Origin of the sequence: Limnochorda sp. L945t, from assembly GCF_035593305.1 — a bacterium.
GTDB classification, from domain to species: Bacteria; Bacillota; Limnochordia; order Limnochordales; family Geochordaceae; genus Carboxydichorda; species Carboxydichorda subterranea.
Genome location: NZ_CP141615.1, coordinates 1,117,279 through 1,139,656 on the forward strand (window position 1 = coordinate 1,117,279; position 22,378 = coordinate 1,139,656).

Genomic DNA, 22,378 nt, shown 5'->3' on the forward strand with positions numbered 1-22,378 from the left:
CCGGTAGGCCGTATGGCGCGAGCACGCAAGCCGTCCGAGGAGGAGGGCGGAGCGACGGTGCGCCCGCTGGCGAAGCGTGAGGGCACCGTCGACGGCATGGTGGTCTCCCGCCGCTCGGGCTTCTACGACGTGCAGCTTCCGTCCGGAGACGTGGTGCTGGCCACGCTGCGGGGCAACGTGCGCAAGCGGGGCCCCGTGCTCACCGGAGATCGGGTCAAGGTGCGGCTGCTGGCCGACGGGCGGGGTGTGGTCGAAGAGGTGGGGCCCCGCGTCACGTGCCTGGCGCGGCCGCCCCTTGCCAACGTGACCCGTCTCGTGGCCGTCGTGCCGGTCGACCACCCGGACTTTTTCTTGCTGGACAGGGTGCTCGTGCTGGGGGAGGCGGCCGGTCTTTGCTCGGTGGTCTGCATCAACAAAGTCGACCTGGACGACGAGGGGCAGGCCGGGGCGTGGGCCGAGCGGTACCGGCAGGTGGGCTATCCGGTGGTGCTGGTGAGCGCCCGCACGGGCCAGGGGATGGAGGAGCTGGCCGGGCTGCTGACCGGTCACGTGAGCACGCTCAGCGGGCCGTCGGGCGCCGGCAAGTCCTCCATCCTCAACGCGCTGGTGCCGGCGGCCGGGGCGGAGGTGGGCGAGATGGCCGCCCGCATCGGCGGGGGCCGCCACACGACCCGGGTGGTCCGGCTCCTCCCCCTGCCGGGAGGGGGGCTCCTGGCCGACACGCCCGGCTTTTCCCGCCTCGACCTGGTCGGCATCGGCTCCCGTGACCTCGACCGATGGATGCCCGATATCGGCCGGTGGGCGGACCGGTGCCAGTTCGGAGAGAGCTGCCTGCACCGGGGCGAGGAGGGCTGCGCCGTTGCCCGGGCCGTCGAGGAGGGCCGGGTTTCGAAACATCGTTACCAGCACTATCGCCGCCTGATCGACGAGGTGCTGGCCATGGAGGTGCGCCGCTACTCATGACTCCCCCGTTACCCCGGGTGCGTATCGCGCCCTCGTTGTTGGCGGCCGACTTCGCCCGGCTGGCCGATTCGGTGAGCCGGGTGCCCAACGCGGACTGGCTGCACGTCGACGTCATGGACGGCCACTTCGTGCCCAACCTGACCGTCGGCCCGGTGGTCGTTGCCGCCCTGCGGCACGTCACGTCGTTGCCCCTGGACGTCCACCTCATGGTGGAGTCACCGGAATCCATGGTCGAAGCGTTCGCCCGGGCGGGAGCCAACCATCTCACCGTGCACGTGGAGGCGACCCACCACCTGGACCGTCTCCTCAGGCACATCCGGGAACTGGGCTTGCGGGCGGGGGTCGCGCTCAATCCGGGCACGCCGGTGGAGGCCCTCGACTACGTGGTCGAACTGGCCGACCTCGTGCTGGTCATGACGGTCAACCCCGGCTTCGGCGGGCAGCACTTCATCCCCCAGATGGTGCGCAAGGTGGAGGCCGTGCGCCGCCTGCTGGAAGAGCGCCAGCTCTCGTGCGACGTCGAGGTCGACGGAGGAGTCGATGACAAGACCGCTCCCGCCCTCGTGCAAGCCGGGGCGACGGTGCTGGTGGCCGGCACCTTCGTGTTCAAGGACGACGACCCGGCCGGCGCGGTGACCCGGCTGCGCCGCGTGAGCGGCGCGGTCGCGGGGTTCCCGGCGGCGGGCCCCGAGGCGGGAGGGTCGGGGCGCGCGGGAGCATGAGAGATGCCCTGTCGGCCCGGCAGGGCGTGTAAAGTGGCACTAACCTCCCGGGATGCCCTCGCAGCGTTCGCCGTCGTTGTTTTGGGTGGGGCGTTAGTGTTGCTTACCACCTCTCGCCGCGGTATCGTAGGGCCCAGGAGCCCCGCGACGCACGACGATCGCAATCTTCGACCGCTCGCCGGGGCGGGGGGTGGTGGATGGAGAGCAGGGGCCGTCGAGGGGCGTCTCCTGGCGGCAAGCCGGAGGGCGTACCGAGCCGGCCCGGACAGCAGGGCGTTGCATGGTTTTCCAACCGTGCCGCAAGACAGCGACCCGCACGTTCATATCCTCTCCCACCCGTGGAGTCCGGTCGACGGGGTAGCGAAAGTCAGGCAAACGATCCATCGAAAACACCGCACACCGGCCTCGAGTGTCCCAAAAAGCGCGCGTCGCGGGGCTCCGGATCCCCTGAAGGCGAGAGGGAGGCGGACGGCGATGGCGTCGACGGCGGGGGCCAATCCGGGATTGCCCCGGGAGATCCGGGGCCAGACGGTGGCCGTGGTGGCGGCCGAAGGATGGTTGCGGCCGCAGGCTTTGTGGCTCGCCTATCGCATGGCGGCGGTGCTCACGGGTGCCGGCCTGCGTGTGGCCCTCCTGGGCCATCCGCAGGCCCCACGCGCGGGCGTCGTCGCCGGGGCTCCCGTGACGCCCTCCCTGCGCAGGCGGGTGCACGCCGAGGCCCGGCGTGCCCAGATGGTGATCGCCGCGGTCTGCGCCGGACGGCCGTGGACGGCCTGGCTATCCGAGTTGGGGGGCTGCTTCGATCGGCTGGTGGTGGTGACCCGAGAGCCCCGGCCCGACCCTCGCGACCTCTGGATCCCGGGCCCGGAGCCTCCGGAGGTCCGGTTCGTCCCTGTGGACCTGGCCGGCTCGGGCGCGCCGGAGCAACACGACACGGTCAGCCGCCTGGCGGCCGAGCTGATGATCCCCCGCGTGCGCCTGCGGGCCAGGGCGTGAGCGCTCCCGTCCCTCAGACGGCGAGCTGCACCTTGCCCTTCTTCAGGCACCGGGTGCAAATGTAGGCGCGCTCCACCCGGCCCTCCACCACGATCCGCCGGCGGTGCAGGTTGGGCATCCAGCGCCGGTGGGTATGGCGGTACGACTTGCTCACGTTGAAGCCCGTCTGTGCTCCCTTGCCACAAATCCGGCAAACTCTGGCCACGGCCAGACCCTCCCTCCTCCTGCGACGACCAGACCAGGCCGCATTCTACCACGGCCGAAGGCCCGCCACAACACCACGAAAAGGGCGGGATGGTCCAGGAAAAGGAAGGCCGGGGCCAGCGGGGAATAACCCAGGGGCCCTGCCTCTGGTATGATGGGGCAGCGAGGGGGCACAGGGCATGGCGGTGACGCTGACCAACGAGCTCGGCAGCATCCGGATCGCGGAGGAGGCTTTGTCCGCTGTCGCAGGATACGCGGCCCGGGAGTGCTACGGGATCGTCGGCGTGGCCGCTCGCAGCGTGCCGGACGGGATTGCCGAGCTGCTGGGGCTGGAAAACGTCCATCGCGGCGTCGAGGTCCGACTGGAGGACGACGTGATCGTCGTCAACCTCTTCGTGATGGTGGAGTACGGCGTCAACATCTTCCAGGTCGCCCGCAACGTGATGCAGCAGGTCAAGCACCGCCTGGAGCAGATTTCGGGGCTCGAGGTAGGGCAGATCAACGTCCACGTCCAGGGTGTACGGGTGGGCGAGGGCGACCGCCGGCGCAGGCATTCCGAGAGTTCCACGCGGAGGGTATGACGAATGGGTGGGGCGGCTTCGGGCGAGGGCCGAGAGATTTTCCTGAGGTGGATGGAGGCGGGACTTCAAGCACTCGAGAGGGAAAAAGCGGCGATCGACGCCCTCAACGTGTTCCCCGTGCCGGACGGCGACACCGGCACCAACATGTTCCTCACGTTTTCGGCCGCGTGGAAAGAGGTCCAGAAAGACCTCCACGGCAGGCTGCGGGATCTCGTGCAGGCAGCCTCCCGCGGAGCGCTGATGGGGGCACGCGGCAACTCCGGCGTGATTCTCTCCCAGTTTTTCCGTGGTTTCGCCCGTTCCATCGCCGCTGCTCCGCCGGGTGCTCCCCTGGATGGGGCGCGCCTTGCCCACGCGCTCGAGGAGGCGGCTCAGACGGCCTACCAGGCGGTCATCAAGCCGGTCGAGGGGACCATGTTGACGGTCGGCCGGGCAGCGGCCCGGTGGGCGGAGCGGGCTGCCCGGCGTCCCGGGGCCAGCCTCGTGGAGGTCCTCGAGGCAGCTTCGGAAGGGGCGAAGATCGCACTGGCCCGGACTCCCCGGCAGTTGCCCGTACTGGCGCAAGCCGGCGTGGTCGACGCGGGGGGCCAGGGGCTGGTGGTCTTGCTCGAGGCGGCGCTGCAAGCGAGCCGGCAAGCACCGGCGCCGCCGGCCGCAGCGGCGGCCGACCGGAGCCATCCGGCGGCCGCGGCGGTGCCCCGGGAGACAGCCGAGGGCGCCATGCCCGGCCATGAACCCGGCGGCATCACGGAGACGTACGTCCGGTACCGGTACTGCACTGAGTTTTTGATCATGGGACAGGGCATCCCCCAGGAGCAGGTCCGCGAAGCGCTGCTGCCGCTCGGGGACTCCCTTCTCGTGGTCGGCGATCCCTCGCTGCTCAAGGTCCACGTCCACACCAACCATCCCGGCCGCGCGCTGGAAGTCGGCGTACGGTGGGGCGAACTGCTCAACGTATCGGTCAACAACATGCAGGAGCAAAACCGACAGGCCGCCCGGCGCAAGAAGGAGCAACGAGCGGCCGCACTGGCCGGCCCTCCCGCCGAGGGCTCTTCCCGGATGGCCTCGCAGGTCTCTCCGGGGCGATCCGGCCCCGCGACCCCGCCCTCTTCGTCTGGCCGCGCCCTTGCCCCGCAGGCTGCCCCGGTCGGGGTCCGGGTGTCCGATCCTCCCGCCGGCAACCACCGGCCGAGCAGGGCCGCGCCGGCGGACCTGGCGGCCCGCGCTAACCACGGCGCGACGGGACGGGTGGCCATCGTCGCCGTGGTGAGCGGCGACGGCCTCAAGGATATCTTTCGGAGCCTGGGCGTGGAGCAGCTGGTCGACGGCGGCTCCACCATGAACCCCAGCACCGAGGAGCTGGTCAAAGCGGTCGAGGCGTCTCCCGCCGCCGGGGTGATCCTTCTGCCCAACAACAAGAACGTCGTGATGGCCGCCCGGCAGGTGCCGGCGATCGCCTCCAAGCCCGTCATCGTGGTGCCCTCGCGTAACATCCCGGAAGGGTTGGCCGCGGCGCTGGCTTTTTCCGGGGAGCTCGGGCTGGAAGCCAACGCCGCCCGCATGGAACGGGCCCTCGAACGCGTGGCGAGCGGCGAGGTGACGTACGCGGTTCGCGACTCGCACTTCGGCGACCATGAAATCCGAGCCGGCGACATCGTCGGCATGGCCGACGGGGAGCTGGTCTCGGTGGGCCAGGACGTCGGCGAGGTGGTCTACCAGGTGGCGCGGCGCTTGCTCGGCGACGGCAAGACGCTCCTGACGCTCTACTACGGCCGCGAGGTCGATCGTGCGCAGGCCCAGCGGCTCCTGGACACCCTGAAGGGCCGGTTGGACGGGACCGAGATCGAGCTGTACTTCGGAGGGCAACCGATCTTCTACTACATCCTGTCGGCCGAATGATCCGCTCTCGGGCCAAAGAGAGGCAACACGGCCAGGAAAAGGTTGGGCGAGGCATGGCAGCAGGCGCTCGGCGCATCCGGATCGTGACCGATAGCATGGCCGATCTTCCGGCCACCTGGGTACGGGAGTTCGACGTCCACGTGGTGCCCCTGCACGTGCTGTTCAAGGGGGAGAGCTACCGGGACGGCATCGACGTCTCCCACGAGGCGTTCTTCGAGATGATGCGGCAGGCCGGCAACGAGGAGCTGCCGCGCACCTCCCACCCGTCGCCGGCCGACTTCGTCGCCGCGTATCAGGCGATCGCCGGCGACGCTTCGGCCATCCTGTCCATTCACGCGTCGGCCTACATCTCCGCCACCTACCAGTCGGCCATGGTAGCGGCTCGGGAGTTCCGGGAGGTCCCTGTCAGCGTCTGGGACACGCGCCTCGTGAGCATGGGCGAGGGACTGGCGGTGCGGGAGGTCGCCCGGGCGGTGCAGGAGGGGCTCCCGGCCGGCGAGTGTTTGAAGCGGGGACAGGACCTCGCCCGGCGGATGCGGGTGCGCTTCACGGTCGAGACGCTCGAGTACCTGTGGAAAAACGGCCGGATCGGCCGCGCGCAGGCGTTCGTGGGAGGGCTGCTGCAGCTCAAGCCGGTGCTGGCCTTCGAGGACGGCATGGTGACCCCGGTCGAGCGGGTGCGGGGCCGGGCCCGCTCCCTTTCCCGGCTGGCGGAGATGTGCGCCGAGGAGACCGGGGGCAGCGGCCAGACGCTGGCCATCGTGCATGCGGCGGCGCTGGAGGAGGCCCAGGCGCTGCGGGAAGAGATCCTGGGGCGGTGCCAGTTCGACGAGGTGGTCGTCACCACCCTGGGAGCCACCATCACCTCCCACACCGGCCCCGGCACCATCGGGATCATCTACACCCTGAAGGAGTAGGGGCGGGTACCGCGCAGATGCGGCCCTCGCGCGGGCCTTCGGGCCGGTGAGAGTGATCGCAGGGATCGCGAAGGGCCGGCCGCTGATCGCACCCGCCGGGCGCAGCGTACGGCCTACCACGGATCGGGTGCGCCAGTCCGTGATGGACATCCTGGCGCCGTTCACCCCGGAGCGAGCCTGGCTCGACCTGTTCGCCGGGTCGGGTGCGATGGGCATCGAGGCGCTGAGCCGGGGAGCCCGCCGGGCGGTTTTCGTGGAGGACGATCCGGCGGCGTTGCGGGCGATTCGGGCCAACCTGGAGCGGACGGGCCTCGGGGAGAAGGCCACGGTGCTGCGCCGCGACGCGCTGCGGGCCATCGAGGAGCTGAGTCGCTCCGGCGAACGTTTCGACGTGATCTTCGCCGACCCCCCGTACGCGGCAGGGCTGGCGGAGGCCGTGGTGCGGGCGCTCGCCGCGTCCGGCCTGGCCGCCGACGATGGAGTGGTGGTCGTCCAGCACGGCGTCCGGGAAGAGCCGGCTGCGGTGGCCGGGTGGACCGTGTGGCGGCGGGCCCGCTATGGGGAGACGACCGTGACCTTTCTGGCGCGAGGAGGGGAGGGGCTTGCGTGAGCGTGGCGGTCTACCCGGGCAGCTTCGATCCCGTGACCTTCGGCCACCTCGACATCATCACCCGCGCGGCTGCCCTGTTCGACACGCTGTACGTGGCGGTCTTGCAGAACCCGAGCAAGCAGCCCTTGTTCAGCGTGGAAGAGCGGCTCGCCATGTTGCAGGAGGCGTGCCGCCCTCTTTCCAACGTTCGCTGTGAGACGTTCTCGGGGCTGGTGGTGGACTACGCCCGCTCCCGCCACGCCATCGCCATCGTCCGGGGCTTGCGGGCCGTCTCCGACTTCGAGTACGAGTTCGTCATGGCCACCATGAATCGCAACCTGGAAAGCCGCATTGACACTGTGTTCATCGTGACGTCGAGCGAGTACGCGTTCATCAGTTCGAGCCTCATCAAGGAGGTCGCGCGGTTCGGCGGGGACGTGGGCCGGTGGGTGCCCCCGGGGGTAGCCGAGCGCCTGCGGTCGCGCTTCTCCGCCGGCGACGGCGCCGGGGGTGCCGGGAGCCCACAGGAGTAGGAGAGCGCGCCATGGCCGACCAGACTCGGGTCGTGACGGTCCAGTTGCTGCTCGAACGGCTGGAGCACCTGGTGGCGTCCGCCCCCACCCTGCCTCTCGGGGGGCGAACGGTGCTCCGGGGCGACGAGGCTCTGCAGCTCATCGATCGGATCCGCCGGGCCCTCCCCCAGGAACTGGAGCAGGCCGAGGAGCTGCTCGCCCGGCGCGATCAGGTGCTGCAGGAAGCACAGGCCGAGGCGGAACGCATCGTACTGAAGGCCGAGGAGTACGCGACGCGTCTGGTGCGCGAGAGCGAGGTGCTGCGCCAGGCCCGGGAAGAGGCAGACAGGCTCATGGAGGAGCAGCGCCGGCGCGCCGCCGAGCTCGAGGCGGGCGCCAACAGTTACGCCGACGCGGTGCTCACCATGGTGGAGCAGGCGCTGGAGAAGACCCTCTCCGAGATCCAGCGGCACCTGCTCCAGGTCCAGCGGGGCCGAGAAGAGTTACAGCGCCGCTTGCAGGAGGCGGCCGGGGCCTCCGACCCCCGTCCCGAGCAAGAGGCAGGCCAGGGCGTCGAGCAGGCCTCCACGCCGGCGCAGTGACCGACGGGGCTCCCGGGCTCACAGTCGCCCCGCCCGGGTTATCCACGGCCCCCAGGCGACGAGGCGGCGCACCACCGCTCCGGCCGTGGCCGCTACGACCAGCAGACCCAGCAACAACGCCGCCGTCTTCATGCGCCACATCAGGGCGCCGAAGGTCCACCACAGCGGTGCCGGGCCCGCGGGAGCGGCCGGTGCGGCCCAGGCGCCGACGGCGGGCCCCATGCCGAGTGCCATGAGGGCCACGGTGATGATCGCCGCCAGCACCCCGTGCAGGAAGCGGGCGCGCAGGTAGGGCCCGAGGCGGATACCGGTGCCCTGGACCACCGCGGCCACCTGGGTGTGGACCGCCAGTCCTGACCAGCCTATGACGAAGCTCGCGAGTGCCGCCCGCTCCACGAGCGATCCCCGGGCCTGGGAGGCAGACTGTGTGCCGTTGGTGATCTCGAACAGGCCCCGCACCAGCACCTCTCCCATGCTCCGGTCGAGCCCCAGCGCCTGGCCCACCCATCCCGCCGCGCCGGACAGGAGGGGTACGATGCCCACGCGGGCCAGCACGCGCAGCAGGACGGAAAAGAGGATGATGGTGCCCCCGATGAGCAGCATGCTGTGCATGGCCGATCGGACGGCGTCGCCGAGCACCTGGCCGAACGGCCGGCCGTCGGCCCGGTGCGCCTTCAGCATGGCGGCCAGGGCGCGGCGCAGCAGTCCCTCCCGGGAGGTCGCTTCGATCGGCGGGGTCTCGGGAGCGCCCCGGTCGTGGAAGGCTCCGGAGAACCCGACCAGCAGCACGCCCAGGTAGTGGGCCACGCTGAGCACGCCTCCCAGCTCCGGCACCTGGAAGAAGCCCGCCGCCACTACCCCCGCCATGAACAACGGGTCCGCGGTATTGGCGAGAGCGACCAGCCGTTCGCCTTCGACGGAGTTGCACAGCCGGTCCTTGCACAGCCGGGCGGTGATGATGGCCCCGAGGGGGTAGCCGCTCACCAGCCCCATGGCGAACGCGAAGGCGCCTGCCCCGGGAATGTTAAACAGCGGCCGCATCAGAGGCTCGAGCAGCACACCGATGAAATGGATGACCCCGAAGGCCGCCAGGATCTCGGAGAGGGCAAAAAAGGGCATGAGCGCCGGGAGGACCGCCTCGAGCCACAGTCGAAGGCCAAAGAGGCTGGCCTCGAAAGCGTCCTTGGCGGCGACCACCACGGCTGCCGCGAACAGTCCCAACAGCAAGGCCGCGAGGTAGGTCCTGAGTTCGGGCCGGAGGGATGGATGCACCGGACGCAATGGCTGAGCCTTCCTTCTGCGTTTCCCGTCGCTTCCCGGGAATGTATACGAGCAGGGAGGGATGGCTTTTCTTGACGCCCCTCCAGGGGCTCACTATAATGGGCGAGGTGGCGAGAGGGCCGTGCAGGTCAACATCCACGCCATCCGGGAGCAAAAAGGCGGACAGCTCCCGATCGAGGGCGAGACGAAGTCCCCGCCCCTGGAAGTCGCCGGCGGCGAGATCCAGTGCAGCCCGGTACGAGTGCACGGCACGGTCACCCACACGGGGAAAGGGTATCTGGTCCAGGTCCGGTTGCGGTGCGAGGCCCGGTTGGAGTGCACGCGATGCCTGTCGCCGTTCGTGTTGTCCATCGATCGGCCGATGCAGGAGATGTACTATCCGGAGCGGCTGAGAGGCCAGCACCCGGAAGGCGATGACGTGGCCAACTGGTTCTCCGGCGACGTCTTGGATCTGTCCGAGGCGATCCGAGAGCACCTGCAGCTTGCGCTGCCCATGAAGCGGCTGTGCCGGGAGGATTGCAGGGGGCTGTGCCCGACGTGTGGCAAGAACCTCAACGAGGGCCCTTGCGACTGTCGCCGCACCGGGGTGGACGAGCGCTGGGCAGCGCTGGGGCGGTTGCTGGTCGAGCCCGTGCCCCGGCAGCGAGGAGGAGAATGAGCAGTGGCAAACCCCAAGCGGCGCTTCTCCAAGGCCCGCACCCGCACGCGGCGCTCCATGTGGCGGCTCGTAGCGCCCAACCTCTCGGAGTGCCCGCGCTGCCACAAGCTGCGGGTGCCCCACCGCGTCTGCCCGTACTGCGGCACGTACGACGGCCGGCAGTACCTGCCCCCGGTGGAGCAGGCATGACGGGCTAGCCGGCGCGAGGCCGGGCCGCCGGGGCATGGGAGGAAAGCTCGACGCCCCGCCCTTGCGGGCGGGGCATTCGAGGGTCACGATTTATGAGTAGGTCACCTGACCAGGTCATAGAAAAACGGCTGGAGCGGCTGCGGGCGGTGCTGCACCAGGAGCCGTTCCTCACGGACAGGGAGCTCGCCGCCCGCATCGGGGTCAGTCTTCCGACGGTGCGCCTGTACCGCCTGCGGCTGGGGATTCCCGACGTGCGGGAGCGCACCCGCCAGCTCGCCGAGCGGCTCGTGCGGCCGCGGTCGCTGTACGCCAGCGAGGTGGTCGGCGAGGTCGTGGAGCTCGAGCTCGGCCGCCGGGGTATCTCCTTGCTGCGGACGACCGGCGAGATGGCCTTCGCCCGCACGGGGATCGTCCGGGGCCACTACCTCTTCGCCCAGGCCAACTCCCTGGCGGTTGCCCTCATCGACGCCGACTGGGCGCTGACGGGGTCGGCCCGGGTGCGCTTCATCCGGCCGGTGCGGGTAGGGGAAGAAGTCGTTTGCAGCGCCCGGATCCAGCGCTCCCGGGGCTCCACTCACCTGGTCGTCGTGGACAGCCGCGTGCGCCAGGCGCAGGTGCTCCGGGGGCTGTTCGTGGTCGCGGCGCCCCGGGATGGGCCCACAGAGGAAGCGGGGGACGAGGATGGCTCTGGTCGTTGATGCCATGGGCGGCGACGACGCTCCCAGGTCGCCGGTGCGAGGAGCGCTGCAGGCGGCCGCGGACGTGCCCGGCCCTATCGAACTGGTCGGCCTTCCCACCGCCATCGAGCCGCTGCTCCAGGGCGCGGCTTCAGGGGAGCGGATCCGGGTCGTGGCCGCCACGGAGCAGATCGGCATGGACGAGCACCCCGTCGAAGCCGTGCGCAAGAAGCGAGACGCCTCGCTCGTCGTGGCGGCCCGCCGGGTGAAGGAGCTGGGAGCGGAAGGGGCGCTCGTGTCGGCCGGGAGCACGGGGGCCGTGCTGGCCGCCTCCCTGCTCCACATCGGCCGCATCCCGGGCGTCGAGCGCCCGGCCATCGCCATCGTGCTGCCGCTTTTCACCGGGCCCGTGGTGCTGCTCGACGGAGGGGCCAACGTGGACTGCCGGCCCTCGCACCTGGTGCAGTTCGGCGTGCTGGGCCGGGTCTTCGCCCGGGTGGTGCTGGGCATCCCCGAAGCCCGGGTGGGGTTGCTCAACATCGGGGAGGAGGAGACGAAGGGCAACGAGCTGACCATCGCCGTGCACCCGCTCATGCGCCGCCACGTCCCCGGCTTCGTGGGCAACGTGGAGGGCAAGGACGTCTTCGCCGGGGCGTGCGACGTGGTCGTGTGCGACGGCTTCGTGGGCAACGTCCTGCTCAAGTCCATCGAGGGGTTCGCCGCCGCCTTGCTGGGCGAGATCAAGCGAGCGGCCGCAGCGAGCGTAAAGGGCAAGCTCGGTGGATGGCTGCTGAAGGGCGCCCTTTCCTCCTTGCGGGCGCGGCTGGACTACCGGTCGTACGGGGGGGCCTTCTTGATCGGCGTACGCGGGGTGGTCGTCGTCGCCCACGGCCGCTCCGACGAGGTCGCCATGGCCAACGCCGTGCGGCTGGCCCACCGGGGAGTGAGGGGCGACCTCGTGGCCTCGATCGGCGAGGCGATCCAGAGGCTGCCGGAGGAGGTTTCGTCGCATGCCGGTTCGTGAGGGGCGTGCCGTCGGGATATGGGGCACGGGGTCGGCGGTGCCCGAGCGGGTGCTGACCAACTTCGACCTGGAGAAGATGGTGGAGACGAGCGACGAGTGGATCCGCACCCGCACGGGCATCCGGGAGCGTCACATCGCAGACGAAAAGACCGCCACGTCGGACCTGGCGCTGTTGGCCGGGCGCCGGGCCCTGGAGGCGGCCGGAGTGGGGCCGGACGAGCTCGACCTGATCGTGGTGGCCACCGTCACTCCCGACATGTCCTTCCCGTCGACGGCCAACCTGGTGCAGGACCGTCTGGGGGCGCGCCGGGCAGCCGCCTTCGACCTGGCGGCCGCCTGCTCCGGCTTCTTGTACGGCCTGGACACGGCTGCGGCCTTCGTGGCGACGGGCCGGGCCGGCTACGCCCTGGTCGTCGGGGCCGAGTGCCTCAGCAAGATCACCGACTACACCGACCGGTCGACGTGCGTGCTGTTTGGGGACGCGGCGGGCGCGGTGGTGGTGGGCCCGGTGGGGCCCGGATACGGGTTGCTCTCGTCCCACCTCGGATCCGACGGTAGCTATGGGCACCTGCTCCACCTGCCGGCGGGGGGCTCGCGCAGGCCCGCGTCGGCCGCCACGGTGGCCGAGCGGCTCCACTTCATCAAGATGGCCGGCAACGAGGTGTTCAAGATCGCGGTGCGGACCATGGGGGAGGCCGCCGAAAAGGCGTTGCAGGAAGCGGGTGTCTCGGTCGACCGGGTGCGGTGGTTCATCCCTCACCAGGCCAACGTGCGCATCATCGATGCGGCGGCCAGGCGCCTGGGGATCGAAGAGGATCGGGTGGTCGTCAACATCGACCGGTACGGCAACACCTCGTCGGCTTCGATCCCGCTGGCGCTGGACGAGACGGTGCGGGCGGGCAAGGTGGCGGAGGGCGACTACCTGGTCCTGGCCGCCTTCGGCGGGGGGCTTACCTGGGGCGCCTCGGTCCTCCGGTGGGGCGGTCGCCGGTGACCACGAGTCGCCGAGGCGCGTTCGCGGTACTCTTCCCGGGGCAGGGCTCCCAGGCCGTCGGCATGGGAGGCGCCATGGCGGAGGCGTTCCCCGCCGCAGCGCAGGTGATGCAGGCGGCCGAGCGGGTGTTTCCCGGCCTGTGGAAGGTTTGCCGGGAGGGGCCGGAGGAGCTCTTGCGGCAGACCGTATACACGCAGCCCGCAGTGCTCGCGGTCAGCGTGGCCCTGTGGGAGGTCTTCCGCCGGGAGGCGGGGCGTACCCCTGCGGCGGCGGCCGGCCACTCGCTGGGAGAGTACACCGCTCTCGTGGCGGCCGGAGCGATGCCGTTCGAAGCGGCCCTCGCGGTGGTGCGGGCGAGAGCCGAGGCCATGGAGGCAGCTCTGCCGGGCGGCAGGGGCTCGATGGGGGCCGTGATCGGGCTCGAAGACGAGGTCGTCGAGGCGATTTGCGAAGAGGTATCCCGGCGCCGGAGCCCCCTTTCCGGTGAGCCGGCTCCCGCCTCCGTGGTGGCGGCCAACTTCAACGCTCCCGGGCAAGTGGTGGTCTCGGGGCTCATCGAGGCCCTGGACGAGGTGCGGGAGGCGGCGGTCCGGGCGGGCGGCCGGTACGTGCCGCTGCCGGTGAGCGGGCCCTTCCACTCGCCCTTCATGGCCCCGGCGGCCAGGACCTTCGCACCCGTGCTCGAGCGCACGCCCATGCAGTCGCCTGCCTTCCCGGTGGTGGCCAATGTCACGGCCCGTCCCATGCCCGGGAACGCCCGTGCGATGCAGGAGCTCTTGGTGGCCCAGGTCACCTCGCCGGTGCGGTGGGCGGGCGCCTTGCGGGCCATGGCCGCGATGGGGGTGTCGCACTTCGTGGAGATCGGCCCGGGCAAGGCGCTCACGGGCATGGTCCGCCGCACGCTGCCCGACGCCGTGGCCTTGAGCGTGCAGGACCCGCCGTCGTTGGATGCGGCGCTTGCGCGGCTGAAAGGGGATGGACTAATATGACTCTGGCCGGCCGGACTGCCATCGTCACGGGTGCGAGTCGTGGGATAGGCTACGCCATCGCTCGGTTACTGGCCTCACAAGGTGCCCGGGTCGTCGTGACGAGCCGCCATGCAGAGGCCGCGGAGCAAGCGGCGCAGCGTATCGCCTCGGAGACGGGTGGCGAGGTGGCCGGGTGGGAGGGGGACGTCACCAGGCCGGATACGGCCGAGCGCCTGGTAGAGCGGTCCCTCGAGCGATTCGGGCGTTTGGATGTCCTGGTCAACAACGCCGGCATCACACGGGATACACTGCTGTTGCGCATGAACGACGAAGACTGGGACACCGTACTCGACACCAACCTCAAAGGCGTATACCGCATGAGCCGCGCCGCCCTGCGTCCCATGCTCCGCCAGCGCTACGGGCGCATCGTCAACCTCTCCTCCGTGGCCGGTCTCGTCGGCAACCCGGGCCAGTGCAACTACGCGGCGTCGAAGGCGGCCATCGTCGGGTTCACCAAGAGCCTCGCCCGGGAGGTGGCGTCCCGGGGCATCACGGTCAACGCCGTCGCTCCAGGGTTCATCGAAACGGAGATGACGGCGCGCATGAGCGCCAAGGAAGGGGCGCTGGCCTCCCAGATTCCCATGGGGCGTCTGGGCCGGCCGGAAGAGGTCGCGTGGGCGGTTGCGTTCCTGGCCTCCGATGAGGCGTCTTATGTGACGGGCCACGTGCTGGTGCTGGACGGGGGGCTGACCATGGCAGGGTGAGGGCGGCGGCTTCGGCCGGGCCGGTGTCCCACGCCCGGCGGCAGGGGTGCGACGAGCTCGCGTTCCCATTCATCTCAGGAGGGGAAGGCCACACCGGTATGGACGTCTTCGAGAAGGTCAAGTCGATCATCGTCGAGCAGTTGAGCGTGGACGAATCCGAGGTGACCCCCGAGGCGTCGTTCGTCGACGATCTGGGAGCCGATTCCCTGGACATCGTGGAACTCATCATGGCGTTCGAGGAGGCGTTTGGCCTCGAGATCCCCGACGAGGACGCCGAGAAGATCAGCACGGTCGGGGATGCGGTCAAGTACATCCAGTCCCGCCAGGAGTAACGCGTCGTTGCAGGTGGCAAAGGGGGGTCACCGTGCGACGAGGTAGCCGCCGCGTCGTCGTGACCGGCATGGGCGTGGTGTCGCCGATAGGGACCGGGCTCGAGACGTTCTGGGCCGCTCTGGTCGAAGGGCGGCCGGGTGTCGGGCCGATCACCCGTTTCGACCCTTCGGGGCTGGACTGCCGCATCGCCGGCGAGGTGCGAGACTTCGAGCCGACCCGGTACATGGACCGCAAGGAGGCCCGTCGCTCCGACCGCTTCATTCAGATGGCGATCGCCGCTTCGGTGATGGCGGTGGAGGACGCCGGCCTGGATCCCGACCGCCCGCTGGGGCCGGGTGCGGGCGTGGTCATCGGCAGCGGCATCGGCGGGATGGAGACCTGGGAGTCCAGCTTTCGCACCCTCATCGAGAAGGGGCCGGATCGGGTCAGCCCCTTCACCGTGCCGATGATGATCTCCAACATGGCGGCGGGCATGGTCTCCATCCGGTTCGGAGCGGAGGGGCCCAACCGGTGCACCGTTTCGGCGTGCGCCTCGGGGGCCGACGCCATCGGGGACGCTTTCCGGATCATCCAGCGGGGAGACGCCGACCTCATCCTCGCGGGCGGGTCGGAGGCCGCCATCACGCCATTTGCCATCGCGTCTTTCTCCGCCGCCCGCAGCCTGTCGACGCGCAACGACGAACCGGAGCGGGCCAGCCGGCCGTTCGACCGGGATCGGGACGGCTTCGTGATGGGGGAAGGGGCCGGGATCGTGGTGCTCGAAGCGCTCGAACACGCTCTGGCCCGAAAGGCCCGCATCCACGCTGAAGTGATCGGATACGGGGCAACGGGCGACGCCTACCACATCACCCAGCCCGCCCCCGAGGGGCGAGGAGCCGCCCGCGCGATGGAGCTCGCGCTCCAGGATGCTGGCGTCGCCCCCACCGACGTGGGGTACATCAACGCCCACGGGACGTCCACCGAGTACAACGATTGGTACGAGACCGTGGCGATCAAGCGGGTCTTCGCCGACTACGCGTACCGCCTGGCGGTCAGCTCGACGAAGTCCATGACGGGGCACCTGCTCGGCGCCGCCGGCGGGGTGGAGGCCATCGCCACGGTGCTGGCCATCGAGCGCGGCGTCCTCCCGCCGACCATCAACCTGGATCATCCCGACCCCCGCTGCGACCTCGATTACGTGCCCCACAAGGCCCGGCCGGCCCACGTCGACGTGGCTTTGTCCAACTCGTTCGGATTCGGGGGGCACAACGCCGTGCTGGTATTCCGGCGCTACCAGGAGGCGGCCTGAGCGGATCATGGGAGGGCCCCCGCGGGACGGGGACGGCGAGGCCCTGGGGTATCGGTTCGCGGATCCGGCGCTGCTCCGGCGGGCGCTGACCCATCGCTCCGTGGGAGCGGAGCACCCCGCGGCCGCAGGACAGCACAACGAGCGCCTGGAGTTCTTGGGCGACGCCGTCGTGGGGTTGGTGGTCAGCGCCTGGCTCTTCCGGGAGTTCCCCGACCGGCCGGAAGGGGAGCTGACGCGCCTTCGTGCCCAGCTGGTGCGGGGGCCCACGCTGGCGAGCCTGGCCCGCCGGTACCGCATCGACGAGCGGCTGCTCCTGGGCAAGGGAGCCCAGGTGCAGGGAGCGCGGGAGCACGAGCGGGTGCTGGCAGGGGCGTTCGAGGCCGTCGTGGGCGCGATCTTCGTGGACGGCGGATGGGAGGCGGCCCGTTCGAGCCTGGAACGGTGCCTCCCGGACGCGTTGCGCCTGGTGCGCCCGCCTTCCCAGGCCAACCCGAAGGGAGCGCTGCAGGAGCTCCTGGCCAAGCTCAACCGGCCCGCTCCCGAATACCGTGTGGTGGAGATGGAGGGGCCGCCCCACCAGCGGCGGTTCACCGTCCAACTCCGCTGCCCGCCGGACGTGACGGTGCGGGCGCAAGGCCATTCCCGGCAGGCCGCGGAAGAGGCGGCGGCCCGCCTGGTGCTCGAGCGGCTGCGTGCCGGCTCGTCACAAGTCCTTTGAGACCAGAGGAGATCGGGCGTACCGGCTGAATACTATTAGCACTGGAAAGATGCGTCCCACCCGTCGGCGTCGACCCCGTGGCAGGCGAAACTACCGCCGGGCCTTGCGTTGAAGGAGGCGTTGGGGCATGGATGTCCTGAAGGTTTCAGCCAATTCTAAGCCCAAGTCCGTGGCCGGTGCGCTCGCAGCGGTGTTGCGGGAGAAGGGTTCGGCGGAAGTACAGGCGGTCGGCGCCGGCGCCGTCAACCAGGCCGTCAAGGCCATTGCCATCACCCGGGGTTTCGTGGCGCCCAACGGCATCGACCTGGTGTGCATCCCGGCTTTCGCGGAGATCGAGATCGACGGCGAGGAGCGGACGGCCATCCGGTTCATCGTGGAGCCCAGGTGAGCGGGGCGCCGGGGATCGCGCCGTCACACAGGCCGTGTACTTGAAGCGGCTGGACCTTTACGGATTCAAGTCCTTCGGTCGCCGGGTCAGCGTCGAACTGGAGCAAGGCCTCAACGCCATCGTCGGGCCCAACGGTTGCGGCAAGAGCAACCTGCTCGACGCCATTCGATGGGCGCTGGGCGAGCCCAGCGCCCGTTCGTTGCGGGGCGGCCGCACGGAAGACATCATCTTCGGCGGGACCAAGGACGTGCGCCCGCTGGGCATGGCCGAGGTCGTCCTGACGTTCGACAATACGGACGGGGCGCTCGGCCTGCCGCACCACGAGGTGGCGTTGACCCGGCGCGCGTACCGCTCCGGGCAGAGCTTCTTCGCCATCAACGGCGTGCCGTGCCGGCTGCGCGACATCCAGGATCTCCTCGCCCGGGCCAACTTCGGCGCCCGCTCTCACGTGCTCGTGTCCCAGGGCACGGCGGAGACGCTGGCGGTCAGCGGCGGCGACGAGCGGCGGGCGGCCCTCGACGAGGTGGCCGGCATCGCCAGGTATCGCCACGTCGCCCTGCTCGCCCGGCTGGCCAGGGATCGGGCGCTGCAGGAGATGGACAGGGCCCAGGCGGTGCTGGCGGAGATGGGGCGGCACGTGGCGTTCCTCGAGCGGCAGGCCGCACGGGCTCGCCGGGCTCAAGAGGTGTCGACCGCCCTTCGGCAGGTCGAGGCGGAGCTGGTGCGCCGGGAGGCCGTGGCGGCCAAGGCGCAGCTCGAGCAGGCGACGAGCGCCCACGAGCACGCCCGCGCGCAGGTGGACCGGGCCCGGGCGCTCCTGCAAGAGCAACGCACCCGCCAGCAGGCCCTGCTCGCCGAGCAGGAGCGCCTCGACCGCACCCTCGACGAGCAGGCCCGGGAGACCGAGACGGCTCGCCGGTCGCTGTTCGACAAGCAGCACGAGCTCGCCAGGGCCTCGGACCGGGAGTTCCAGGCGCACGAGAGGCTCGAGCGGGCGCAGCGCGAGATGGAGGAGCTGCGGCGCGAGATCGAGGCTCGCGAGGCGGATCTGGCGAGGAGCCGGGCACGGGGCCGGCAACTGGCGGCGGCGCTCGCCGAGGCCGAGGCCCGTCACCAGGCCGTCGCGCAGGAGCTCTCCGCCGCTACCCGGGATCTGTCCGCCCGGGAAGCGGCCCTCGAAGGGCAGCGGGCTGCTCTGCTCGAGGCCCTGGAGTCGGTGGCGAGAGCGCGCAACGACCTGCTGGACGCCTCCCGCCGCGAGCAGTCCGTGCACAAGGAGCGAGAGGCGCTTGCCCGGCGCCTCGAGGAGCTCGCGGCCCGCCGGCAAGAGCTCGCCTCCGAGCTCTCGGACCTGGAGCAGGAGCTCTCGGAGGTAGAGGAGCTCCTTGCCCGGCGCAGGCACGAGCACGAGGAGGCCCGCCGGGCCCTCGTGCAGGCGGAGCAGGCGGTTCGGGCGGAGCAGGAACGGCTGCACCGCGCTCTGGCCGAGGCGGACCGACTGGCGGCCAGGGCGCGGGCTATCGAACAGGCGTTCGATGAGCTCGAGGGGTTCTCCCGCGGGGTGAGGGCCATCATGGCAGCGAAGGCCCCGTGGCGGGAGGCGGTGCACGGGCCGCTCGCGCAGCTGATCCAGGTGCCCGACGGTCTGGAAGAAGCGGCCATGGCGGCGCTCGGGGCGTTCGTGGAGGCGGTCGTGGTGGACAGCGCCGAGGCGGCGCGCCAGGCCATCGAATACCTGAGGGAGCGCCGGCAGGGCTGGATCACGTTGCTTCCCCTCGACTTCCTGCGCGTGAGGCGCCTGGACGAGGCCGAGGCCCGCAGGCTCACCGCCATGCCGGGGGTGGTCGGCCTCGCCTGCGACCTCCTGGACGTGAGCCCGGCCCTGCGCCCCGCGCTGGAGTACGCGACCGCCCGGGTCCTGGTGGTGGAGAGCCTCTCCGACGCCATCTCGGCCGGGCGCCAGGGCGGCGGCCTGGCCCGGATCGTCACCCGCCGGGGCGAGGTCGTGGTGCCCGGGGGCCCGGTCAGCGGCGGCCACCGGGAACACTCCCGCTCGGAGCTCCTGGCGCGCCGGCGAGAGTGGCGGGCGGTGCGCCAGGAGCTCGAGCAGGCAGTGGCGCTGCGCCGCCGGTCGGAGGAGGCCCTGCAGGCGGCCCGCCGCAAGTGGCAGGCACTGGGAGAGCAGGCCCGGGCGCTCGAGGCCGAGGTCGGGCAGCTGCAGGCTCGCAGCCAGGCCATGCGGGCACGCCAGGAGGCGCTGGGCGCCGAGCAGAGCCGGTTGCAGCGCGAGGCTGCCTTGTTGGAGGCGCAGGGGTCCCGGTGGGAGGCGGAGGCCTCCCAGCACGCCCGCGCGCAGGAGGAGCTCAAGGCGCACCTGTTGCAGCACCAGCAACAGGAGCAGCAGCACCGGGAGCGCCTGGGAGCTCTGAGCGCCGACCTCGAGGCCGTGCGGAAGAAGCGGCAGGAACTGGAGGCCGGGCTCGTCCGGGCCGTGGAAGAGCTCGAGGCGCTGCGGGCCGAGGAGAGGGTGGCCGCGGCGGAGGCTCGCCGCTTGGAGCAGGAGCTGGAGCGGCTGCGCCAGCGCCTGCAGCAAGGCGAGGCCGAGTCGCAGGCGGCTCGGGAAGAGGCCGGGCGGGCTCACGCCCTGTCGGTGGAGCTCGCCGAGGAGGTCCGCGCGCTGCAGGCCCGGTTGGGCCGGGGCCAGGACGACCACGACCGCTTGCGCCAGCAGCTGTCCGAGGTGCGCCGGCAACTGGAGGAGGTCCGCCAGCAGTCCGAGCACCTGGAGCGCACCGTCGAAGCCCACGCCGGGGCGATGGCGAGGGCGGATCGGGGGCTGGTCACGGCCCAAGAGCGGTGGCGCCAGGCGATGCAACAGCTGCGCCACTACCTGGGGGCCTCCGTCACCGATCCGGCGGCGGTCGTACCCTTTTCCGAGGAACTGGCCAGCGCCTCCCGCGCCCGGCTGGAGGAGCGCCGCCGGGAGCTGCAGGCGGAACTCGAGCAGGTGGGGCCGGTGGACCTGCAAGCCATCCAGGCGTACGAAGAGGCCCGCACCGAGTACGAGCAACGCTCGGCCGGCCACGACGACGTGCGCTCGAGCCTCGCGCGGTTGGCGCGCTGGCAGCAGGAGCTGGACGAGTTGAGCGCTCGCCGGCTGGTGCAGGCGCTCGACGCCGCCTCGGCGGCGTTCGACGCCACGATCCGGCGGCTGTTCGAGGGAGGCGAGGGCAGGCTTCGCCTGGAGGGGGTCCATCCCCTCGACAGCCGGGTCCAGATCGACGTCCGGTTACCGGCCAAGCGGCCGCAGCCGATCGTGGCGCTTTCGGGCGGCGAGCGGGCGCTGGTGTCGGCGGCCTTCATCTTCGCGCTGCAGCAGGTCAAGCCCTCGCCGCTGTGCGTCTTCGACGAGCTGGACGCCTCGCTCGACGAGGCCAACCTCGAGCGGCTACTCTCGGTGGTGCGCGACATGGCCGCCCGGCGCCAGATCCTGTTCATCACGCACCGCCAGCGCACCATGGAGGCGGCCTCGTCGTTGTTCGGGGTCACGATGGACGAGCAGGGGCTGTCCCGGCTGCTGGTGCTGAAGCTCGGCGAGGTGCCGCGGGTGCTGGGGGGCGAGCTGGAGGCGACCCCGGCGTAAGGGCGCGCCTCGTGCAAGGAGTGGGTACATCTTGGTGTCGCTCTGGCAGCGGATGCGGGAGGGGATGAGCCGTACCCGCGACGCCCTCGTGAGCACCATCGACTCGCTGGTCCGGCGCCACGGGGCCTCTGCCGAGATGCTGGAGGCCCTGGAAGAGAGCCTGATCGAGGCCGACATCGGGCCGCGCCTTGCCTGCGAGATCACGGGGCGCTTGCGGCAGGCCGGGAGGCTCCCCGGCGAGGCGCAGGAGCTTCGCCGCCTGCTGGCGACCATCCTGGTCGAAGAGCTCTCCCGCCACACGGCCGCTTTGGAGCTCGACGACCGGGGCGGCGAGCCACCCAGGGCGGTTCTCTTGGTGGGTGTCAACGGGTCGGGGAAGACGACCACCGCCGGCAAGCTCGCATGGCAGCTGCGACGGGAAGGCAAGCGGGTCATCCTGGTCGGGGCCGACACGTTTCGTGCCGCGGCCCAGGACCAGCTGGCCCTGTGGGCCCAGCGCGCGAGGGCCGAGCTGGTGAGGGGAGCTCCGGGCCAGGACCCTGCCTCGGTGGCGTTCGACGGTGTCAAGGCCGCTCAGGCCCGCAAGGCCGACGCCGTGATCATCGACACGGCCGGCCGCCTGCACAACAAGTCCCAGTTGATGGCGGAACTATCCAAGGTTCGCAGCGTCACCGCCAAGGCGCTCGGGCGTGCTCCCGACGAAGTGCTGCTGGTGCTGGACGCGACCACGGGACAAAACGGGCTCCAGCAGGCGCGCGTTTTCCTCGAGGCGGTCTCCGTGACCGGCCTGGTCATGACCAAGCTCGACGGCACGGCTCGCGGCGGCATTGCCTTCGCCATCGTCCGGGAGCTCGATCTCCCGCTCAAGCTGGTGGGCATCGGCGAGGACCCCGATGACCTGCGCCCGTTCGACCCTGCCGCGTTCGTCGAGGCGATCCTCGACGTGGCGCCGTCTTCCTGAATCCCCGCCTGGCCGTTGACCGGGGCTGCCCCGCCCGCTATAGTCTAGGCTGTAAAGGAGATATCCTTAACAGGACTCATGAGCTTGCGGGTGGGCCGGCAACCGAACGATTTCCAGGGGCTCCGGGCCGTCCGGGTCGGGTGGCTTTCGCTCCTGTACGACATCTACGGGGGGTTGTTGACGCCCAACCAGCGGCGGCTGTTCGAGCTGTACTACCACCGGGACCTCTCCCTGGCGGAGATCGCCTCCGACGAACGGGTCAGCCGCCAGGCCGTGCACGACGCGCTGCAGCGCAGCGAGCGTACGCTGCTCGAGGCCGAGCAGCGACTCGGGCTGGCGGCCTGGTACACGCGCCAGCGCCGCTTGCTGGACGAGGCGCTCGCGCAGGCGCGCCGCGCCGAGGCGGCTGCCCGGCGGCTCGGGCAGGACGAGGTGGTCCGGGAGCTGGAGGCGCTCTGCGGACGGCTCCGGCAAATCGCCGAGGCGCTTTAGGGAAAGGCGGGGCAG

General features: G+C 70.9%; 24 protein-coding genes and 1 pseudogene. 23 read left to right on the plus strand and 2 right to left on the minus strand.

The window, feature by feature from the left end:
- Positions 1–12 precede the first annotated feature (12 nt).
- The 3 genes from rsgA (at position 13) to U7230_RS05200 (ending at position 2,681) form a co-directional block, all read left to right on the plus strand.
- Positions 13–963: a ribosome small subunit-dependent GTPase A gene (gene rsgA / locus U7230_RS05190; RefSeq protein ID WP_324717677.1), complete on the plus strand. Its 951-nt coding sequence runs from the start codon at positions 13–15 to the stop codon at positions 961–963.
- Positions 960–1,685, plus strand: a complete 726-nt coding sequence (rpe, locus tag U7230_RS05195) for a ribulose-phosphate 3-epimerase (protein ID WP_324717678.1) — start codon at positions 960–962, stop codon at positions 1,683–1,685. The genes rsgA and rpe overlap by 4 nt, the downstream gene beginning before the upstream one ends.
- 474 nt (positions 1,686–2,159) lie before the next feature.
- Complete coding sequence (locus U7230_RS05200) at positions 2,160–2,681, plus strand: hypothetical protein (protein ID WP_324717679.1); 522 nt, start codon at positions 2,160–2,162, stop codon at positions 2,679–2,681.
- Positions 2,682–2,694: 13 nt separating this feature from the next.
- Here the strand turns inward: U7230_RS05200 and rpmB are convergent, their stop codons facing one another.
- On the minus strand, positions 2,695–2,886 hold the full coding sequence (gene rpmB, locus U7230_RS05205) for a 50S ribosomal protein L28 (protein WP_324717680.1): 192 nt from the start codon (positions 2,884–2,886) through the stop codon (positions 2,695–2,697).
- Positions 2,887–3,064: 178 nt separating this feature from the next.
- Between rpmB and U7230_RS05210 the strand changes: the two genes are divergently transcribed.
- The 6 genes and pseudogenes from U7230_RS05210 to U7230_RS05235 all read left to right on the plus strand — a co-directional run bounded on the left by U7230_RS05210 (position 3,065) and on the right by U7230_RS05235 (position 7,985).
- Entirely contained in the window at positions 3,065–3,466 is a 402-nt protein-coding gene (locus U7230_RS05210) for an Asp23/Gls24 family envelope stress response protein (RefSeq protein WP_324717681.1), read from the plus strand.
- A 3-nt stretch (positions 3,467–3,469) separates the two neighbouring features.
- Positions 3,470–5,365: a DAK2 domain-containing protein gene (locus tag U7230_RS05215; RefSeq protein ID WP_324717682.1), complete on the plus strand. Its 1,896-nt coding sequence runs from the start codon at positions 3,470–3,472 to the stop codon at positions 5,363–5,365.
- Between the two features lie 53 nt (positions 5,366–5,418).
- On the plus strand, positions 5,419–6,282 hold the full coding sequence (locus tag U7230_RS05220) for a DegV family protein (protein ID WP_324717683.1): 864 nt from the start codon (positions 5,419–5,421) through the stop codon (positions 6,280–6,282).
- A gap of 40 nt (positions 6,283–6,322) precedes the next feature.
- Positions 6,323–6,892 (plus strand): annotated as a pseudogene (gene rsmD, locus U7230_RS05225) (16S rRNA (guanine(966)-N(2))-methyltransferase RsmD); the annotation flags it as partial.
- Complete coding sequence (gene coaD, locus U7230_RS05230; RefSeq protein WP_324717684.1) at positions 6,889–7,404, plus strand: pantetheine-phosphate adenylyltransferase; 516 nt, start codon at positions 6,889–6,891, stop codon at positions 7,402–7,404. The pseudogene rsmD and the gene coaD, both read left to right, overlap by 4 nt.
- A gap of 11 nt (positions 7,405–7,415) precedes the next feature.
- Positions 7,416–7,985 (plus strand): hypothetical protein, encoded by a 570-nt coding sequence (locus tag U7230_RS05235; protein ID WP_324717685.1) that lies wholly within the window; start codon positions 7,416–7,418, stop codon positions 7,983–7,985.
- Between the two features lie 18 nt (positions 7,986–8,003).
- Here the strand turns inward: U7230_RS05235 and U7230_RS05240 are convergent, their stop codons facing one another.
- Entirely contained in the window at positions 8,004–9,257 is a 1,254-nt protein-coding gene (locus U7230_RS05240) for a nucleoside recognition domain-containing protein (RefSeq protein WP_324718187.1), read from the minus strand.
- A 130-nt stretch (positions 9,258–9,387) separates the two neighbouring features.
- On the opposite strand from U7230_RS05240, the gene U7230_RS05245 reads away from it, so the two are divergent.
- The 14 genes from U7230_RS05245 (at position 9,388) to ylxM (ending at position 22,363) form a co-directional block, all read left to right on the plus strand.
- Complete coding sequence (locus tag U7230_RS05245) at positions 9,388–9,924, plus strand: YceD family protein (protein WP_324717686.1); 537 nt, start codon at positions 9,388–9,390, stop codon at positions 9,922–9,924.
- Between the two features lie 3 nt (positions 9,925–9,927).
- Complete coding sequence (rpmF, locus tag U7230_RS05250; protein WP_324717687.1) at positions 9,928–10,113, plus strand: 50S ribosomal protein L32; 186 nt, start codon at positions 9,928–9,930, stop codon at positions 10,111–10,113.
- A gap of 92 nt (positions 10,114–10,205) precedes the next feature.
- On the plus strand, positions 10,206–10,811 hold the full coding sequence (gene fapR / locus U7230_RS05255) for a transcription factor FapR (RefSeq protein WP_324717688.1): 606 nt from the start codon (positions 10,206–10,208) through the stop codon (positions 10,809–10,811).
- A complete protein-coding gene (plsX, locus tag U7230_RS05260; RefSeq protein WP_324717689.1) occupies positions 10,795–11,814 on the plus strand; it encodes a phosphate acyltransferase PlsX in 1,020 nt (339 codons plus the stop codon). Before fapR ends, plsX begins: the two co-directional genes overlap by 17 nt.
- Positions 11,801–12,808: a beta-ketoacyl-ACP synthase III gene (locus tag U7230_RS05265; protein ID WP_324717690.1), complete on the plus strand. Its 1,008-nt coding sequence runs from the start codon at positions 11,801–11,803 to the stop codon at positions 12,806–12,808. The genes plsX and U7230_RS05265 overlap by 14 nt, the downstream gene beginning before the upstream one ends.
- Complete coding sequence (fabD, locus tag U7230_RS05270; protein WP_324717691.1) at positions 12,805–13,797, plus strand: ACP S-malonyltransferase; 993 nt, start codon at positions 12,805–12,807, stop codon at positions 13,795–13,797. Before U7230_RS05265 ends, fabD begins: the two co-directional genes overlap by 4 nt.
- Positions 13,794–14,540, plus strand: coding sequence for a 3-oxoacyl-ACP reductase FabG (gene fabG, locus U7230_RS05275; protein ID WP_324717692.1), 747 nt, complete (start codon positions 13,794–13,796; stop codon positions 14,538–14,540). The genes fabD and fabG overlap by 4 nt, the downstream gene beginning before the upstream one ends.
- 98 nt (positions 14,541–14,638) lie before the next feature.
- Positions 14,639–14,872, plus strand: coding sequence for an acyl carrier protein (locus tag U7230_RS05280; RefSeq protein ID WP_324717693.1), 234 nt, complete (start codon positions 14,639–14,641; stop codon positions 14,870–14,872).
- A 32-nt stretch (positions 14,873–14,904) separates the two neighbouring features.
- Positions 14,905–16,161: a beta-ketoacyl-ACP synthase II gene (gene fabF / locus U7230_RS05285; protein ID WP_324717694.1), complete on the plus strand. Its 1,257-nt coding sequence runs from the start codon at positions 14,905–14,907 to the stop codon at positions 16,159–16,161.
- 7 nt (positions 16,162–16,168) lie between these two features.
- Positions 16,169–16,879, plus strand: a complete 711-nt coding sequence (gene rnc / locus U7230_RS05290; protein WP_324717695.1) for a ribonuclease III — start codon at positions 16,169–16,171, stop codon at positions 16,877–16,879.
- Between the two features lie 127 nt (positions 16,880–17,006).
- Entirely contained in the window at positions 17,007–17,267 is a 261-nt protein-coding gene (locus U7230_RS05295) for a stage V sporulation protein S (protein ID WP_324717696.1), read from the plus strand.
- A gap of 40 nt (positions 17,268–17,307) precedes the next feature.
- Positions 17,308–20,910 carry a chromosome segregation protein SMC gene (gene smc / locus U7230_RS05300; RefSeq protein WP_324717697.1) on the plus strand — a complete coding sequence of 1,201 codons (3,603 nt, stop codon included), beginning with the start codon at positions 17,308–17,310 and terminating at the stop codon, positions 20,908–20,910.
- A gap of 34 nt (positions 20,911–20,944) precedes the next feature.
- Entirely contained in the window at positions 20,945–21,871 is a 927-nt protein-coding gene (ftsY, locus tag U7230_RS05305; protein ID WP_324718188.1) for a signal recognition particle-docking protein FtsY, read from the plus strand.
- Positions 21,872–21,961: 90 nt separating this feature from the next.
- Complete coding sequence (gene ylxM / locus U7230_RS05310) at positions 21,962–22,363, plus strand: YlxM family DNA-binding protein (RefSeq protein WP_324717698.1); 402 nt, start codon at positions 21,962–21,964, stop codon at positions 22,361–22,363.
- The last annotated feature ends 15 nt before the right edge of the window (positions 22,364–22,378 follow it).

Bases quoted from the DNA above. Each gene is read 5' to 3' on its own strand.
- rsgA (WP_324717677.1), top strand. From the start codon at position 13: ATGGCGCGAGCACGCAAGCCGTCCGAGGAGGAGGGCGGAGCGACGGTG.
- rpe (WP_324717678.1), top strand. From the start codon at position 960: ATGACTCCCCCGTTACCCCGGGTGCGTATCGCGCCCTCGTTGTTGGCG.
- U7230_RS05200 (WP_324717679.1), top strand. From the start codon at position 2,160: ATGGCGTCGACGGCGGGGGCCAATCCGGGATTGCCCCGGGAGATCCGG.
- U7230_RS05210 (WP_324717681.1), top strand. From the start codon at position 3,065: ATGGCGGTGACGCTGACCAACGAGCTCGGCAGCATCCGGATCGCGGAG.
- U7230_RS05215 (WP_324717682.1), top strand. From the start codon at position 3,470: ATGGGTGGGGCGGCTTCGGGCGAGGGCCGAGAGATTTTCCTGAGGTGG.
- U7230_RS05220 (WP_324717683.1), top strand. From the start codon at position 5,419: ATGGCAGCAGGCGCTCGGCGCATCCGGATCGTGACCGATAGCATGGCC.
- U7230_RS05235 (WP_324717685.1), top strand. From the start codon at position 7,416: ATGGCCGACCAGACTCGGGTCGTGACGGTCCAGTTGCTGCTCGAACGG.
- fapR (WP_324717688.1), top strand. From the start codon at position 10,206: ATGAGTAGGTCACCTGACCAGGTCATAGAAAAACGGCTGGAGCGGCTG.
- plsX (WP_324717689.1), top strand. From the start codon at position 10,795: ATGGCTCTGGTCGTTGATGCCATGGGCGGCGACGACGCTCCCAGGTCG.
- U7230_RS05265 (WP_324717690.1), top strand. From the start codon at position 11,801: ATGCCGGTTCGTGAGGGGCGTGCCGTCGGGATATGGGGCACGGGGTCG.
- fabG (WP_324717692.1), top strand. From the start codon at position 13,794: ATGACTCTGGCCGGCCGGACTGCCATCGTCACGGGTGCGAGTCGTGGG.
- U7230_RS05280 (WP_324717693.1), top strand. From the start codon at position 14,639: ATGGACGTCTTCGAGAAGGTCAAGTCGATCATCGTCGAGCAGTTGAGC.
- rnc (WP_324717695.1), top strand. From the start codon at position 16,169: ATGGGAGGGCCCCCGCGGGACGGGGACGGCGAGGCCCTGGGGTATCGG.
- U7230_RS05295 (WP_324717696.1), top strand. From the start codon at position 17,007: ATGGATGTCCTGAAGGTTTCAGCCAATTCTAAGCCCAAGTCCGTGGCC.